Annotated in this window: 14 protein-coding genes; 1 reads left to right on the plus strand and 13 read right to left on the minus strand. The window is 62.1% G+C overall.

Annotated features, from left to right (window positions below; translation table 11 throughout):
• Window positions 1-93 precede the first annotated feature (93 nt).
• From LNV06_RS19080 to flgB, 13 genes are all read right to left on the minus strand, one after another.
• Window positions 94-3510 carry a PAS domain S-box protein gene (locus LNV06_RS19080; protein ID WP_263539886.1) on the minus strand — a complete coding sequence of 1139 codons (3417 nt, stop codon included), beginning with the start codon at window positions 3508-3510 and terminating at the stop codon, window positions 94-96.
• 94 nt (window positions 3511-3604) lie between these two features.
• Entirely contained in the window at window positions 3605-4783 is a 1179-nt protein-coding gene (locus LNV06_RS19085; protein WP_263539887.1) for an EAL and HDOD domain-containing protein, read from the minus strand.
• Window positions 4784-4842: 59 nt separating this feature from the next.
• Window positions 4843-6063 (minus strand): flagellar hook-associated protein FlgL, encoded by a 1221-nt coding sequence (gene flgL / locus LNV06_RS19090; protein WP_263539888.1) that lies wholly within the window; start codon window positions 6061-6063, stop codon window positions 4843-4845.
• An 81-nt stretch (window positions 6064-6144) separates the two neighbouring features.
• Complete coding sequence (flgK, locus tag LNV06_RS19095) at window positions 6145-8142, minus strand: flagellar hook-associated protein FlgK (protein WP_263539889.1); 1998 nt, start codon at window positions 8140-8142, stop codon at window positions 6145-6147.
• Window positions 8143-8167: 25 nt separating this feature from the next.
• Window positions 8168-8977 carry a flagellar assembly peptidoglycan hydrolase FlgJ gene (gene flgJ, locus LNV06_RS19100; RefSeq protein WP_263540245.1) on the minus strand — a complete coding sequence of 270 codons (810 nt, stop codon included), beginning with the start codon at window positions 8975-8977 and terminating at the stop codon, window positions 8168-8170.
• 124 nt (window positions 8978-9101) lie between these two features.
• Window positions 9102-10244, minus strand: coding sequence for a flagellar basal body P-ring protein FlgI (locus tag LNV06_RS19105; protein WP_263539890.1), 1143 nt, complete (start codon window positions 10242-10244; stop codon window positions 9102-9104).
• Between the two features lie 43 nt (window positions 10245-10287).
• Window positions 10288-10977 carry a flagellar basal body L-ring protein FlgH gene (locus LNV06_RS19110; protein ID WP_263539891.1) on the minus strand — a complete coding sequence of 230 codons (690 nt, stop codon included), beginning with the start codon at window positions 10975-10977 and terminating at the stop codon, window positions 10288-10290.
• A gap of 14 nt (window positions 10978-10991) precedes the next feature.
• A complete protein-coding gene (flgG, locus tag LNV06_RS19115) occupies window positions 10992-11774 on the minus strand; it encodes a flagellar basal-body rod protein FlgG (RefSeq protein WP_263539892.1) in 783 nt (260 codons plus the stop codon).
• 24 nt (window positions 11775-11798) lie between these two features.
• Window positions 11799-12527 carry a flagellar basal-body rod protein FlgF gene (flgF, locus tag LNV06_RS19120; protein ID WP_263539893.1) on the minus strand — a complete coding sequence of 243 codons (729 nt, stop codon included), beginning with the start codon at window positions 12525-12527 and terminating at the stop codon, window positions 11799-11801.
• A 32-nt stretch (window positions 12528-12559) separates the two neighbouring features.
• The gene (gene flgE / locus LNV06_RS19125) at window positions 12560-13873 is read right to left on the minus strand and encodes a flagellar hook protein FlgE (protein WP_263539894.1); all 1314 of its coding nucleotides are present in this window, start codon (window positions 13871-13873) and stop codon (window positions 12560-12562) included.
• 80 nt (window positions 13874-13953) lie between these two features.
• A complete protein-coding gene (locus tag LNV06_RS19130; protein WP_263539895.1) occupies window positions 13954-14592 on the minus strand; it encodes a flagellar hook assembly protein FlgD in 639 nt (212 codons plus the stop codon).
• A 54-nt stretch (window positions 14593-14646) separates the two neighbouring features.
• A complete protein-coding gene (gene flgC, locus LNV06_RS19135; protein WP_263539896.1) occupies window positions 14647-15063 on the minus strand; it encodes a flagellar basal body rod protein FlgC in 417 nt (138 codons plus the stop codon).
• A gap of 77 nt (window positions 15064-15140) precedes the next feature.
• On the minus strand, window positions 15141-15605 hold the full coding sequence (gene flgB / locus LNV06_RS19140) for a flagellar basal body rod protein FlgB (RefSeq protein ID WP_263539897.1): 465 nt from the start codon (window positions 15603-15605) through the stop codon (window positions 15141-15143).
• A gap of 187 nt (window positions 15606-15792) precedes the next feature.
• Between flgB and flgA the strand changes: the two genes are divergently transcribed.
• Complete coding sequence (flgA, locus tag LNV06_RS19145; protein WP_263539898.1) at window positions 15793-16578, plus strand: flagellar basal body P-ring formation chaperone FlgA; 786 nt, start codon at window positions 15793-15795, stop codon at window positions 16576-16578.
• Window positions 16579-16701: the final 123 nt, after the last annotated feature.

A 16701-nucleotide genomic window follows, 5' to 3' on the forward strand; every position in this document is an offset into this window, starting at 1 on the left:
GTGCTGTCTCTTCGCCGGCTGAATACCGGTTTTATAGTGCCATTGTCACCGAAACCGGCCAAGCACTTGCCCCGACTCGTATTTCGGCTTTTTTCAGCCCAGCGGCAGACTGACACTGGGTGACAGTAAATCGACTCGGCAGACCACCGACTCTTCGCGTTGCGTCAAGTTCAGTTGGGCGGTGCGACGCGGCAGCAGGGCTCTGACCAGACCCAGTCCAGAGACGCCGCCTGGCACCTGGTTCAGGCTGAAGTCCGGAGGCAGCTGGCCCAGGTTGACGATTTCGACCGCCACACTGGCTACATCGCAGATCAAGGTGCAGTGCACCTGACCGTCCTGGCTGTGCTTGATGGCATTGGTCAGCAATTCGTTCAGAGTCAGCGCAATCGGGATGGACTCGGCTTCGGGCAAGGCCCAGTCGTTGACGCGGTCAGCGGTCGCGCCTTCGATCTGGGTGACGATGCTGCGTCCATACATGCGCTGCACCGAGCCAATGATGGCATCCATCACCCGACGCACTTTGAGCGGGCCTGAACTGCCCACTTGTAGTCCGTAAACCTGCGCGATGGCATGGACTTGACCAACCGCCTCGTTGATGACCGGCGCCACTTCGGGGCGGCGCGCGGCAATTTGCTGCAAGAGACCAGCCACGCCTTGCAAATTGTTTTTGATGCGGTGATGCACCTCGCGCACCAGCAACTCGCGTTGCGAAATTGCGGCCTGCAGGCGAGCCTCTTCGGCCGCTCGGTGCTCGGTCACGTCGCTGGCCACCAGCAGCAGTTGTTCGGGCTCTCCGTCCTCGATGCCTTCCGCGCCTTCGGTGGTGCCGGCAAGATGCAAGAAGCGCGCATCCCAGACCCGCATTTGTTCACCGCTGCCGAGCTTGTACTCATGCTGTGTGACGGCGCTGGCTTGAAGGGCGGCCAACATATCGCGGCGAATCAGCTCGCCTTGCTCGCGCCCGAACAGGTCCTCGGGGCTGGCGCCCAGCAATTCCTCTTCGCTGCGGCCGGCCAAGCTGGCGGCGGCTTGGTTGATCTTCTCCACCGCCAGGGTCTTGGCGTCGTGCAAGCTGATGGCCAGCGGCGCGGCTTCGATGATGCGGCTGAGCGAGGCCTGCGCTTGCAGCGTTTGGGCCTCGGCTTGCCGGCGACGATCAATGTCCAGCAAGGCATAGGTGAGTTGACGGCCGGACGCGCGTGAACCGGTGACCACCACATTGCCCACCACCCAGAATTCGCGGCCATCGCAGGCCTTCAGCTTGCACTCGAAGGCTTCGGCTTGGCCCTCGGTCAGCTCTTCCAAGTAATGGGTGTGGCGGAAGGGGTGGTCCGAGGACGGCGTGGCCACCACGCTCATCGGCAGGCCGGCAAAGTCATTCAGGTCGCCGCCAAACATGCGCCGCGCCGAGCGGTTCATCCATTCAATGCCGCCGCGTCCAACCGTGACGATGCCGACCAGCACCGAGTCCAGCACTGCGCGTTCGCGCTCGGTTTGCAACATCAGTGATTGCTGGGCTCGCCAGCGGTCGTCCACATTGACGTAGGTGGCGATCACGCCTTCGTCGGGCGCGCCGGGGCGCATCACCCGTTTGCTGATTTGCATCCACAAAGCGGAGCCGTCGCGGCGGCGTACTCGGCGCTCGCCACGCCACAGGCCCTGGGTTTTCAAGGCCTGCTCGACCGCTTCGGTTTGGTTCTCAAAATCGAAAGAGGTGTCAAACAGCTCCTGGTGGGCCAGTCCACTGAGCTCATGGATGCGGTAGCCGGTCAGATTGGCCAAGGCGTCATTGGCGCGTGCAACGCGTCCACCGCGCAGAATCGCAATGCCCACATCCGAGAGGCTGAACATCATTTCGCGGTCCTGTACCAGCGCTTCCAGCTCGGCTTGCTGGGCTTTCAAACGACTGATGTCGCTGATGACGGCGATGGTCTCGGCCTGTGGCGGTGGGCCAGAGGCCGCGGGTTCTGCCTCGGTGTTGACCCGGCGCAGGCTCAAAGACAGCCAGCGCGGCTCGGCGGCTTCGGTGCCGACTTGCAAGAACTCGGCTTCAAAAGGCTGCTGGTCTTGCAGGCTGGGCAAGGCGGTTTGGATTTTTTGCGCCAGCTCGGGCAGGGCGGCGAACAACTGCGCAATCGGTGCGCCGGCGGCCGGGGTATCGCTCAGCCCCAGCATGTGGCCGAAGCCATGGTTGCAGCGCAACAGCGACTCACCGCGCAAATAGGCCAGGCCCAGGCTGGCGCCATCCATGATGGTGGTCAGCTCGTGCAGCAGCTGCTCGCTGCGGGTCTCGGCCTGCGCTTGGGCGGTTACGTCCAGCGTCACCACCGAAGTCGTGCGTTGGCCGGATTTCAGCTGACCAGGCTCGACCCGCGTCAACAGCCAACGCCGACCCAGCTCCGGATGCCGAACCGCATAGCGCACCTCGATACGCTCGCCTTTTTTCAGCGCCTTTTGCAGCTTTTCAAATTCGGGCAGCGAGGCGGTCTCGACGATGTCGCGTCCAATACCCTGCAGCCCGGCCAGGGGATTGCGAGAGCTGGCCGGGCTGACGCCGCCGCTGCTATTACCGCTGCGTGAGCTGCGCGGGCGCAACCAACCGGCGTCTTGCTGAAAAGTCGCCAGGCCGACGCTGGCGGTGTCCATCAAGGCGTCTAGCTGTTGATGGGCCAGATCGCGCTCTTGCTCGAACGTATGGTCTTCCAAGGCCGCCAAGAAGCGCCGCGGCAGGCCGGGGCGCGTCGGGCTGAGGGCCTGCACCCGGCCTTGCAGCCAGTGCAGCCGACCGGTGGGGCCCGGCAGGCTGGCTTGAGTGACGATGAAGGCTTCGGGCGAGTCCAGCTTCAGCAGCGCTTCCTGCACTTGGCCATGCTGCCAAGCCAGCAAGGTTTGCAAGGCCGGGTCGGCCTCGTGCAGTGCGCTAGGCACTTGCAAGCAAAGCGCGGCGAATGCGCCATTGCTCTTCAAAAGCAGGCCATTGGCGTCAAACAGCACCATGGGGGAGGGGCTGAGCTTGAACCATTGGTTCAGTTCGGCCAGCTCGCGCGCCACCACTTCGTTGGCGCAGGCTTGTAGCAGGGCTTGGCTGTCTTCGACTTCGGTGACAGGCGCTGGTGAAGCGGCATGGCCTGGCTTTAGCTTGCCGCGCGGTTTTTCTTCCGGGCGTGCATGCAGCAGCCAGCGTGCCGCGTCGTCCGGGCCTTGCGGCTCCAGGGCCACCAGGGTCAGCAGGGCGCGCTGACCGCCGGCCAACTTCAGGCCGGTGGCGGGCGGGCCTTTGCGGCCGTCGAGTAAGGCGCGGCTGGCCAGTCGCAGCCAGTCGCCCAGGCGGCCGCCATGGCTGGTGTGCAGACCGTGCAAGCCTTTGCCTGGACTTTGTCCGGGCGCGTGGTCCAACATTTGCACCGCACCGCTGTTCGCCTCCAGCACTTGCAGCGCTTCATCCAGCAGCAGCACCGGATCGCTGATCAAGTTGAAAAGGCCGCGCAAGGCGGCCTGATCTTGAGGCAAGAGGGAGAGTTGATCCGTCGACATTGGCCGCGAGTTTACGGGCAGCTTGGCAGCGCAGGTCGTATCTGGTTGAAACGGCCCGCCGCTGAGACCCTCACTCCAGCTGCGAGGCTTTGTTCAGCGCCCGCAGCACGCAATGGTTGATTTCTTCCGCACCCAGCATCAATTGTTCGGCCGCCGCTCGGAAATCGAACACCGAGGCGTTTTCAATCGCGCGCACCAACTCCAGATAGGGCTGGAAGGGGCCGCTCTCGTCTACCAGGGCTTGGCGCACCCGCTCGGGCATGGGAATCGACTGCAGCAGCTTGGTGAAGGGCTGCTTCAGCATATGGTCGAGCAAGGAGAAGAGGCCGCAGATGAACATCTCATCACGTAGCTCCGAGTCGCTCATGCCCTTGGCCAGCTCTTCCATCAGCAGGCCGCGGCGCAGCGCGGCGTACATGATGGGGCGCATCGCATGGTCTTTGCTGGCGGTGGTCAGCAGCAGGGCCAGCCAACGCTTCATGCGGGCATAACCGAGCAACATGATGGCATGGCGGAAGGACGAGACCTCAACGGGCAGCCCAAAGGCCGCCGAGTTCAGATAGCGCAGCAGCTTGAAGGCCAGACTGGGGTCTCGCTTGAGCGTTTGCTCGAGCCGCTCGACATCCTCGCCTTGGTCAATGCGCGACATCAACTCCACAATCACTTGCAGATCGGCCTGCACCTCGGGCTTGACGCTGCCCGGAGGAGGCTCGAACGCGCCTTGCATCGGCCAGCCAATGACGCCCTGCGCACCGCGCTCGAAGGCCGCATCAATGGCCGCGCTCTCGCGCAGGCCAGCAATCAAGCGGGGCAGGCCGGTGTCTGGCCCGCCACGGCTTTCATCGTCGGGGTCGAGCACGGCGAACTTAAAGCAGGGCTTGGTTTCCGGTGGCAAGGCTTGTGCTACTTGACCTTTCAGCAGCAGGGTGATGCCCCGCTTCTTCATGGCGAGCAAAGGCTCGACATGAGCGGCATCGGTGGCCATAAAGGCGGGCACTTCCAGCATCAAATTGGCGCTGGGCTCGCTGCGCAAGAGGCTCTCGAGCAAGTCTTCGCTGAGTACATTGAGGATGACCGGGCCAGCACCGGCCGGCCACACCTCGGCCACGGCGGCCAGCAATTCGATGGCCTCGAGCTTGGCGTCCGGGCGCAGCGGGATGACAGTCAGGCGGGTCGCCGTGACCATGCGCTGGCGGTCGATTTGAGGGGTGTAACCGAGCGCCACAGCGCCCAGGATCGAATGATTCATGAAGAAGGACTCAGCAAGGAGCAAATCGAGAAACTGGTGGAGGACTTGAAGGTCATCACTCAGGTGTTGATGTATTGGAACAGCGACATCTTCTGCACCATGGCATAGGTTTTCAAGGCGGCGTCATAGCCCGATTGCTGGTTCTGGAACTCTGAAATACCCTGCACCATGTCCAGGTCCTCGGCTGCCGAACGTTCAGACTGGTTGTATTGCTTCAAAGCGGCCATGCGGGCTTCGGTGCCGTCCAGATTGTTCAGCCGTTCGCCCAACTGGCTGCGTACATTTTGCAGGTTCACCATCACCGCGTCGAGATCGCGAATGCGGCCGGTGTTGGACTGAGTGATCTCTGGCCCGCTCCGCAAAGGGGTGCGCAGTTCTGCCACTGTCCGGTCAAGCACGTCGAAGAGCTTGAGCGAATTGGTCGACGGCTTGATTTCGAATTGATCCCCATCCACCGGCTCACCCGAGATGGTCGTGGCAATACCGTCAAATGAGATCGCCTTTCCAGGTGTAAAGGGGCCGGAGAAGGCAACGCTGCCCAGATCCGTATTTGTGACCGTGATCGTGGCGCCGGGGCCGGTGCCGCTAATCTGTAGCAGGTAGTTGTTGCCCGTCAGCTGCGAGGGGTCTGCCACCCGCCCAGAGTCAATCCAGCCCTTGGGTGCCGCACCGGGCGGGGCTGAGATCGGGTTGGGCAAGGGACCGGTTTCAAAATTGCCATTGCCGCTGCGAGCTTGCTCGAAAGCCATACGGCCGTCTACGGTCAATGGAAAGTTGTCGATATTGCCGGTTTGGATCGAACCTGACACTCCGTTGAAGCGCACGCCGCCCGCCTGGTCGAGGAATGGCGGGTCGCTGGAGCCCTGGCCCGAGAAGAGGAAGCCGCCGGCGCCATCGCCACGGTTGGCAATCGCCAGCAATTGGTTGCGCAGGCCGGCAATTTTGTTGGCCAGACCGGCACGTTCGGCGTCGCTGTAGCTGGCGTTGCCGGCCGCGACCATGGTCTCGCGCATTTGCTGCAGCAACTCATTGGCGTCGCCGAGTGCACCTTCGCTGAGCGTCATGCCGTTGCGGCTGGCTTCTAGGGCTCGCTGATTGGCTTCGACCCGACCAATGGTGGCCATCGCCCGCTCGGCACGTGCAGCGCCCGTGGGGTCATCGCTGGCCATCGAGATCTTCTTGCCCGAGGTCAGTTGGGTCTGCGACTCCTGCATTTTTTGCTGACGGCGTTGCAGGGTCGAAATACTGGCGTCAAAGAGATTGGAGGTGGACAAGCGCATGGTGAAATCTCCTGGACCGGTTCAATCCGTAGCGATGGGGTGGCGAGGCGCGGTGCGAATCAGCGGGAAGTTCAAGAAGACTCAGCGCTGGGTCAGGCGCATCAACTCATCGAACATCGACTGAGCCGCTTGCAGCACCTTGGCTGCGGCCTGGTAACCCTGTTGGAACTGCATCAGTCGCGAGGCTTCCTCGTCGATATTGACGCCGGCCTGGCCGGCTCGGGTGGACTCCGCATCGGCTGCCACCGCCACCGAAACGCTGGAAAGGTAGGTAGCGCCTTGAACCCGAGAGCCAATCTCGCTCATGGTCGCTGCATAGGCTTCGTTGATGGTTGAGCCGACGGCCAAGCTGCCGTCCGGCAGCAGGCGCTGACCGACAAACTTTTCGCCCTGAATGTTCAGGAAAGCTTTTGCATTGCCATTGTTGGTGGCCGGAAACTTGGTCTTTTCTAGCAGGATGGTGTCGTTCTTGCGCGGCACGCCGTTCAGGCTCAACTCGAAGCCGAGATCGATGGGGGGTACCGCATTGGGTTCATTGCCAATGCGCTGTCCGGCCGACCACGTGCCGTTCAGGACGGAGCCGTCTGCCAAGGTCAAGGTGTACTGCACCTTGGCCGCATCGGTGGGATCTGGGTCGCCGAAGGTGATGGTCATTGGCGCTTGGTTGACGTCAAGCTTGCCATTGACCGCATACAGCGAATTGACCGTGGTCGAGCCTTTGTTGTCGATGTTGGTGGTGGCGGTCATCGGTGACGCCGCAGCGATGCCGGAGGTGGAGTCCAGCACCCGCTTCATATCGATGGCTGCTTGCGCCACGGGCTCCAGAATGAAGGAGTCCCCGATGCCGGGCGCCGCCGAGGTGAAGTCGATCTTGAAACCGTCCACCGAGTCACCGTCAAATACCGTGCGTTTGCTGCCGTCACTGAGCCGGGTCAGTTGATAGGCTCCGGCGGCACCTGAAGGGTCCGGTTCTAGCTTGTAGGCACTGGCTTGTAACTGGCTGGCATTGTTGATGCTGATTTTGACGCCGGCGGTGAAGCTGCCGTCCGGGTTGCGCGCATTGGTATTAGCGGGCAGGGCGCGGGCCGCACCGATGCCGAAGATGGGCACACCTTTGCCTGGCGGGTTGGACAGATCCAAGCCTAGTGCTTGCTGATCATTGACCCGTGCAGTCAAAGCCGATGCCATTTGACCGAGCAGATTACGGGCGTCTTGCAGATCTTTGTTTTGGTATTGCAAGAGAGCGGTCAGCGAGCCGCCCGTCAGCACGCTTTCGTCCAGGGTCAGGTTGCCATTGCTGTTGACCATGCTGAGGGCGGCACGGCGGTCGTCATAGGGGTCGGGCGTGACGGCCAGTTGCTGCGCTTGCGCACCCAGCACCAGTCGCTGTCCACCACCAATGAAGACGCCCAAGGTACCGTCGTTCGCAGCGAGCGTTGTGACCTGGATGTATTCGCTCAGTTTCGAAACCAACTGATCCCGCTGGTCCAGCAAGTCGTTCGGTTCGTGGCCGGTGCCATTGGTGCGGGCGATCTGGTCGTTGGCAAATGCGATTTGTTTGCTCAGCTGATTTACCACATCGATATTGGCCTTCAAGTCGCTGACCACGCCGGATTGCAGGTCCGCCAGTTGCTGGCCGGCGCTGGAAAAGCGGGAGGCCAACTCCGTGGCTCGACCCATTACCACCTGGCGGGCCGAGGGGTCAGCGGGGCGGCTGGTCACGTCCACCATGGCGCTGAGAAACTGCCCAGCGGCGGCGCCCAGGCCGGTCTCTCCGGGGGGGAAGAGCTTCTCCAATTGCGACAGCTGGCTCATGCGAGTCGAGTCCATGCTGGCGATCGATTTGGTTGCGCCTGCTTGGCGGGTCAGGAATTCGTTGTGTGAGCGCTCCACCGTCTGCACATTGACGCCCTTGCCGAAGAAGCCGGCTCCGGTGAACTGGCCGTCCGGCGTGGTCAATACCACAGATTGGCGCGAGTAGCCCGGCGTGTTGGCGTTGGCAATGTTCTGGCCCACCGCTTGCAAGGCCGCCTGATTGGCGAACATGGCGCGGATGCCAATTGAAAGCAGGGCTCCCATGCGGTGTGCTCCTAGGCCCTATTCGTCAAGCCAGGGCGCGCTGTACGCGCACCGTGGTGTTGATGACGCGGGCCAGTTTGTCGGCGTATTCGGGGTCGGTGGCATAGCCGGCTTTTTGCAGGCCGCGAGCGAAACCTTCGGCGCTGCCGCTTTGGGCTTGGGCCACCACCTTGCTGTAGCGCTCATTGCTGCCGATCAGCTTGGCATAGTCCTTGAAGGCTTCTTCGTAGCTGCCGTAGGCGCGGAACTTGGCGGTGACCTTCTGGGCCTTGCCGTCGATGAACTCGGTGGTTTGTACCTCGGCCACCGGCCCCGTCCAGCTGGACGTGGCCTTGATACCAAAGACATTGAAGGACGGCGTGCCGCCTGCACCGGTGATCTCACGCTTGCCCCAGCCCGATTCATGGGCGGCCTGGGCCAGCATGAAGCTGGCTGGAATGCCGGTTTGCGCTTCGGCGGCTTTGGCCGCGCTGTCATGCTTTTGGATGAAGCTTTGTACATGCGGCGCCACGCCCTTTTTGGCCAAAGCGGGCAGGGGCTGCAGCGTCTTGTCGCTGGCCTTGTCTTGAATTCCCATCTGACGCTGCAGTTGGCGCTGGATGGCGTCGGACAAGCCGCCGGGCAGGCCGCTCATCTTGCCGGCGAACTGCGTGTCCAGCATCTCTGTGCCCATTTGCGTGGCCGAGTTGTCCATCATGCCGGTGGCCATGGTGGAGGCGCGCATGCTCTTCATCACTTCTTGCATGAAGAGAGATTCAAACTGCTTGGCGGTTTCGCGAATGCTGGACTTGGGGTCGCGCGCGGCCGCGCCTTTGAGCGCTTCGATTGAGCGCATGTCCACATTCAAATTGCCGCCGTTGCTGGCATTGCTGGCATTGCCAACGCTAAAGCCGCGGTTCGAGTTGCTGCCCAGGCTGCTGGGGCCGCCTGGGTTGATGGGGAGTGGGGATACAGCCATGTCAAATCACCTCAAGCTCGGCGTTCAAGGCGCCGGCGCTTTTCATCGCCTGCAAAATAGCCAGCAAGTCTTGCGGCGTTGCACCCAGTGAATTGAGGGCCTTCACCACATCGGCCAGCTTGGCTCCGGCCGGCAGTTGGATCAGGTTGCCGGGGTCCTGTTTGATCGAGATGTCGGTCTTTTCGGTGACCGTGGTCTGTCCACCTGCCATCGCGTTGGGCTGGCTGACCTGCGGCGTCGAGGTGATGGTGACGGACAGATTGCCGTGCGCCACCGCGCAGGCGGCCAAGGTCACGGCTTGGTTCAGCACCACCGAGCCGGTGCGAGCGTTGATGATGATGCGAGCGGCGGGTTCGGCCATATCGAAGGCCAGGTTTTCCATATCGGCCAGAAAGTTGACCCGCTCATTGGGGTCGATGGGGGCGCGTACCCGCACCACGCGGCCATCCAGGGCCTGGGCAACGCCGGTGCCCTTGGCGCGATTGATGGCCTGAGCGACAGCGCGCGCGGTGTTGAAGTCGGCCGAGTTCAGGTCGAGCTGGATGAATTCACCGCTTTGCAGCGGTGTGACCACGCTGCGCTCGACCAAGGCCCCGCCGGGAATCCGTCCGGCGGACAGGTGATTGACCTGAACCTTGGAGCCGCCGGCGGAAGCGCCGGCCCCGGCCACGATCAGATTGCCTTGGGCCATGGCATAGACCTGGCCATCGGCGCCGCGCAGCGGGGTGGTGATCAGGGTGCCGCCGCGCAAGCTCTTGGCATTGCCGATGGAGGCCACATTGATGTCGAGTTGCTGGCCCGGCTGTGCAAAGGCGGGCAGCTGAGTGGTCACCATCACTGCGGCCACGTTCTTGGGTTGCATGGTGACGCCGGGCGGCAGCGTCACGCCGAACTGCTGCAGCATGGCAGCCAAGCTCTGGCCGGTGAAGGGAGATTGAGTGGTTTGGTCCCCGGTGCCGTCCAGGCCGACGATCAAACCGTAGCCGGTCAGCGCATTGCTGCGCACGCCTTGCACGGCGGCCACTTCCTTGATGCGGGCGGCTTGGGCGCTTTGCGCCAGGCCCAGCAAGCCGAACAGGGCGCAGACCAGCGAGAGGGTCAGGCGGAGAGCGGCGCGGGGCTTGGGTGTGGAGGTGGTTTGCATGATGGTCGTGAAGGGGGACTTCTACGACCGATTCTGCGCAAACTTAAGTCGGCGAAAGGTTCAAAAAGAACCGTGACAACCAGCCTATTCCATGGGCATCGGCAGTGGCGCCGCGACCCTTTTGTTCAATCCGGACATTGGCCACCGAGGCCGAGGCCACGGTATTGCCCTGGGTGATCATGTGGGGGTCGACCTGGCCCGAAAAGCGCAGCACGTCGACGTTGTGGTTCACGCCGATCTGCTTTTCGCCGCTGATCATCAGGTGGCCATTGGGCAGAACGGCGGTGACCACGGCGGTGATGGTTCCGGAGAAGTCATTCGAGTTCTCGTTGGTGCCTTTGCCGGTGGACTTGGTCGCGGAGCTGCCGGTAGCCGTAGCGCGCGCAAAGGCCGCGGGGCTCACAAAGGGAATGGCGCTGACCGAGCCGCTCAGTGAGCCGCTTTTGTTCAACTCGCTGGTGGACGTTTGGCTGGCGCTGATTTTTTCGACGATCTGCACCACCAGGGTGTCGCCCACCAAGCGTGCACGGTGATCTTCGAACAAAGGGCGGTAGCTGGCCGCTTGGTAGATGGCGCCATTGCTGGGCGGCATCACCGGCAGCGAGGGCAAATGCACCACCGGCGGCGGCTGCATTTCGACCTGGGGCTCGCGGTAAAGCGTGCCGCAGGCGCTGAGCAACGCGGGGAGGGTGGCCGCCAGAAGGCTTTGCCGAAGGGCGTGTGCGTGTGTCATGAAGAAGCCCTTTATCAAATCTGCGAGAGCTTTTGCAGCATCTGATCCGAGGTCTGGATCGCTTTCGAGTTCATTTCGTAAGCGCGCTGGGTTTGGATCATGGCCACCAGCTCCTCCACCACATTGACGTTGGAGGTTTCCACATAGCCTTGCTGGATGGCGCCCAAACCATTGGTGGTGGGCGCGCCGGTAGCGGGCGTGCCGGACGCGCCGGTTTCTGCAAAGAGGTTCTGGCCCTTGGGGTCCAGACCGGCCGGATTGATGAAGTTCGCCAACTGAACCTGGCCGAGGGTTTGGGGCACCGCTGAGCCGGGTACGGTGATGCTGACCGTGCCGTCATTGCCGACCGTCAAGCTCTGTGCATTGGCGGGCACGGTGATGCCGGGCAGCACGGTGTAGCCGTTGCTGGTGACGATCTGACCAGCGTTGTCGAGCTGGAAGGACCCGTCACGGGTGTAGGCGGTGGTGCCGTCCGGCATTTGCACCTGGAAGAAACCATTGCCTTTGACGGCCATGTCCAGGTTGTTGGTGGTCTGCTGCAGATTGCCCTGGCTGTAAATTCGCGCAGTGGCGACAGGGCGCACACCCAGGCCGAGCTGCAGGCCGGTGGGCATCTGCGTCTGCTCGGTGGTGTTGCCTCCGCTTTGGCGCAGGTTTTGATAGATCAAATCTTCAAAAATCGCATGCGAGCGCTTGTAGCCATTGGTGGAGACATTGGCCAGATTGTTCGAAATGGTGTCCAGCTGGGTTTGCTGGGCTTCCATGCCCGTTTTGGAGATATGCAGTGATCGCATCATGGCGGCGGTCCTCGGTTGGTCGCTTTAGCTGTTGCCCAGCAGCTTGGCTGATTGCTGGCCCTGGGTTTGAGCGATTTGCAGCAACTTCATTTGTTGTTCGAACTGGCGGCCGGCCGCGATCATGCTGACCATGGTGGCGACCGCGCTGACGTTGGAGCCTTCCAAGGCGCCGTCTTGTAAACGGGCATTCGCATCAGCGGGCAGCTGTTCGCCTTCACCGGCGCGGAACAGACCATCGGTGCCGCGCGTCAGCGGTGCTTCGGGCGTCACCATCTTGAGTCGGCCGACCGTGGTGGTGGTACCTCGACTGTCTTTGGCGCTGATGGTGCCGTCGCTGCCGATGGAAAGCTCGCTGTTCTGCGGCACATTGATCGGACCGCCATCGCCCAACACCTGCAAGCCATTGCGCAGCACCAGCAGGCCTTCGGCATTGACGTCGATGGCGCCGGCGCGCGTGTAGGCCTCGGTACCGTCGAGCGCTTGTACTGCCAGCCAGGCCTTGTCTTTCATGGCCACGTCCAGGCTGCGGCCGGTGGCAGTCAGCGCGCCGCCATCCGGGTTGTAGCCGGTGGTGGTTTCCAGGGAGTAGACCCGCGTGCTGGCGCCGCTGCCATTGACGGGCACGGCTCGAAACGCTTGCAATTCCTCGCGAAAGCCATTGGTCGAGACATTGGCCAAATTGTTGGCCAGAACGTCCTGACGCTGCATCGCGGCCTTGGCCCCGGCCATCGAGAGGTAAATCATGCGGTCCATGGCAACTCCTGCTCAGTGCGCGGCTTGTGTCATCAACGCAGGTTGACGATGGTCTGCAGCACCTGGTCTTGCGTTTTGATGGTCTGCGCGCTGGCCTGATAGGCGCGTTGCGCCGTCACCATATTGACCAACTCGGCGGTCAGGTCCACGTTAGATTCTTCCAATGCGCCCGATTGCAGCGAGCCCAGGTTGCCGTCGCCGGGTACGCCCACCACCGGCTCGCCGGAGCCGAAGGTGCGCGACCAAACATTGCCGCCCATCGGCTGCAGGCCTTGCGGGTTGCGGAAGCTGGCCAATTCAATGCGGCCGGCGGGTTTGGACTGGCCGTTCGAGTAACGCGCCATCACGATGCCGGTGTTCTCGATCAGAATGCCGGATAACTGGCCCGGCGCGTAACCGTCTTGGGTCAGGTTGGTGACGGCAAAGCTGGAACCGTTTTCAGTGGCGCCGGTCAGATTCAGCTGAATGCCGGGAATGTCCAGCGTAGCCGCTCCGCGAGAGTTGACGCCGGCCGGGACATCCATATTGATGGGAGCCGTGGGGCTGGTCGCCTTGCCGCCATTGCGGGGGAAGGTGATGGTGGTGTAAGGGGTGGTCGGGTTGCCGGCAGCATCGGTGGCGATCGCGGCCCCCGATGAGTCCGTGGTGAAGTTGGCACCATTGGCTGTGGCGTAGACGTTCCAGGTGGTGCTGCCGTCGGCCGCAGGGTCGCTCTTTTGGAAATAAAAGGTGACGGCGACGTCTTGACCCTTGGCGTCATAAGCGGTCAAGGAGGTCGCGTTGTTGTAGGTTGCTGGGCTCTTCAGATCGATGCCGGTACCGGTGCCGCCCGGCGCGGTGGTCTTTGAGCGTGAATCCAGATTGAACTCGGTGACGATGACGCCGGTGGTCTTGGGCGCAATACCCGAGGTGGGTAGCTTCATCGGTTGCGCCAAACCCGGTTGAATGACGCCCGAGGCGTCAGCCGGATAGCCCAGCAGCTTGAGCTGGTCGTTGTTGACCACATAGCCATCTTTGCTCAGCTTGAACTGGCCGTTACGGCTGTACATCACCGGGTTGACACCGTCGCTGACTTGAAAGAATCCGCCGCCGTTGATGGCCAAGTCCATAGGACTTTCAGTGGTGGTGATATTGCCCTGGGTGAATTGCTGGGCCACGGCAGAAAGCGCGGTGCCGATGCCAACCGGGCTGCTGCCGGCGCCATTCAGCGAGCCGGCGTACACATCTTTGAATTCGGCGCGAGAGGCTTTGGAGCCGTAGGTGCTGGCGTTGGCAATATTGTTGCCGATCACGTCGAGATTGCGGCTGGCACCGTTCAAACCGGAAAGGCCTTGTTGGAAGCTCATGGTGAATCCTTGCGAAGCTACTGGAGGAGGGCGGCGGGGAGGGCCGCGCTCAATCGTCTATTTATTGATCAGTCAATCGATCAGTCAATCGTCTTGACGGCGCCGTAGTCCACCAAGCCGGCGTTCTTCAATTGCAGTTGCAAATGCGTGCCTCCGGTGTTGACGGCCAGGACCTTGTCCATGGAGAAGGGTGTGCTGGGGATGGTGCTCGTGCCTTTGCTTGCGGTGATACGGAATTGGTACTTGGCGTCCGGGGTTTCTTTGCCGCCTTCCCACTTGAAGGTTTGGCGACCCTTGCTTTGGGCACCCAGTTGCACCGTGTCCACGATGCCGCCAGCGCCGTTCAGCACCTCCAGCTTGACTTGGTCGGCCGCCGAGTCGATGGTGTAGCCGCCTTCGCCCACGCCGCCCACCATATTGAGCTTGTTGCCCTCCACGGTGACGGGGCGCCCCACCAGCGAGACGCTTTGCAGCGCCTGCATCTGGGTGAACTGGCTGGACAGATTCTTGATGCTGGTGTCCAAGGTGCTGACGCCGCTGACCGTCTGGATCTGCGCCATCTGGCTGGTCACCTGGGCGTTGTCCATCGGATTCATTGGATCTTGATTCTTCATCTGCGCCACCAGCAGCTTGAGGAAGCGATCCTGCGTGTCGGCCGCATTTTTGGTGCTTTGCTGCGGGGTCGCAGTCGGTGTCTTGACGATGGTGCTGACGTCCATGATGGGCCTTTCGGGTCAATCGGGTCGAGGGAGGGCAGGAGGAGGCCAAAGCCCTCAGGACTGACCCATTTGCAGGGTTTTGAGCAGCAGGTTCTTGGCGGTGCTCATCACTTCAATATTGTTTTGGTAGGAACGCGAGGCCGAAATCATGTTGACCATCTCCTCGACCGAATTGACATTGCTGTAGGTCACATAGCCTTCGGCGTCGGCCTTGGGGTGTTTGGGGTCATGCACACGGCGGCCGGGCGTTTGGTCCTCGCTGATCTCGCTGACCTTCACACCGGCGCTGCCGATGTCGTTGCCCGCGCCCATCAAGGCAGTTTGGAACACCACTTGCCGCGCTTTGTAGGCTTGGCCGTCCGGGCCGGCGACGGTGTCGGCATTCGCCAGATTGCTGGCCACGACGTTCAGACGCTGGCTTTGCGCACTGACCGCGCTGCCAGAGACATTGAAAATTTGGAACATGGACATGGTTAACTCCTTGGCCGGGCGCTGGGTGCTTGGGTCTTGTCAGGGTGGGGCGATCAGGCCATGCATCAAGCCGCGCATCACGCCGCGTTGTGCGACTTCATCGCATCCATCGCGGTGCGAACCGAGCCGTTGATGAAGCGCAAGGTGGCTTCGTACTTCACCGAGTTGTCCGCAAAGCTGGCGCGCTCGCGGTCCATGTCCACCGAGTTGCTGTCCATATTGGTTTGTGCGGCGGTCGAGAACAACAGCTCCGATTCACGGCGGCTGCCGATTGACAGCGCCAAGTGGCCGCTTTGGGTGCGCGCCAGATTGCTGGGGCCAGCGCTGGCGCCCGCGGTACCGGGCGAGCCCGTGTTGCCAGCGTATCCAGCGCTGCTGGCCGACGTGGCTTCACGCAAGGCACGAGAGAAATCCATATCTCGGGCCTGGTAGCCCGGGGTATCGGCATTGGCAATATTGCTGGCCAGCAAACGCTGCCGCTCGGACCGCAAGGCAAGCGCTTGGGTCTGGAAATTCAAGGCATCGGTGAGTCGGTTCAGCATGATGTGTTCCCCTTTTCGCTGCCGGGTCAGGCTGTCTATTCCTTGGCTCTGGATCAGTGCCGAATGGGGAATAGGCGATGTGACCGGATTGTGTTTTCGCGCTGTCGAAAACATTAGCGGGAATAGACAGGGCTTTGTTGCGCATTTCCAGCCGAGGACTGCCGGTCTTGAGGCCTACAGTTCGGCCATGTTTCAGATTCGCCCTCCGTCCATGATGCAAGCCCGCCCTCCAGTGCTCCGCGCCGGCCGTGTTGGCCGTTGCGTGGTCGCGGGGCTGGTTTTGTCTGGCCTGACGGTGCTTCAGGCTTGGGCGCAGCCGCCAGTGCAGCTAGAAGCTCAGACGCTGAGCGCAGATTTGCTTTCTCAGGTTCAGCAAGTGGCTCAAGCGGGAGCCCGGGGCGGTTTGCCGGCCCAGGCACGCGTTGAGGTTCAGGTGGGCGTCTTGGACCCTCGCTTGAAACTGGCGCCCTGCGCCGTGGTGCAACCCTATTTACCGCCCGGCTTGCAAATGTGGGGTCGCACCCGCATCGGACTGCGTTGTGCCCAAGGGCCGGTGCGCTGGAATGTGAGCCTGCCTGTCACGGTCAAGGTGTACGCCAAGGCGCTGGTGGCCAACGATGCCCTGGCAGCCGGGACCCAGCTGACTCAAGCTCTGCTTGGGACGGCCGAAATAGACATAGCTGCCGAAGCGGGCGCGGTGTTTACCGATGCCGCCAGCCTGACTGGACGCACCTTGGTCCGACCCTTGGGGGCGGGCGAGGCCGTGCGTAGCGGCAGCTTGAAGGCTCGTCAGTGGTTTGCTGCGGGTGACACGGTAATGGTGCGGGCCGCAGGTCCCGGCTATTCTGTGGCACGGGAAGGGCAAGCCATGGCGGTGGGTTTGGAAGGACAGAACGTCAAGGTTCGATTTGAGAGCGGCCGGATTGTGACCGGTCGGGTAGTCGGTGATCGACAGGTGGAGGTGCTGCTATGAAAGCGCTCCGCTCACAGCCTTTGATGCTCGGAAAAATGATGCGCCCTGGCTTCGCAGCCATGGCCATGGGAAGTCTTTTTGTCGAAAGTTCTAAAGTTTTCATGCCCTGCGTCGATACACCGG

Origin of the sequence: Paucibacter sp. Y2R2-4, from assembly GCF_025717535.1 — a bacterium.
In the GTDB taxonomy this organism is placed as follows: Bacteria; Pseudomonadota; Gammaproteobacteria; order Burkholderiales; family Burkholderiaceae_C; genus Paucibacter_A.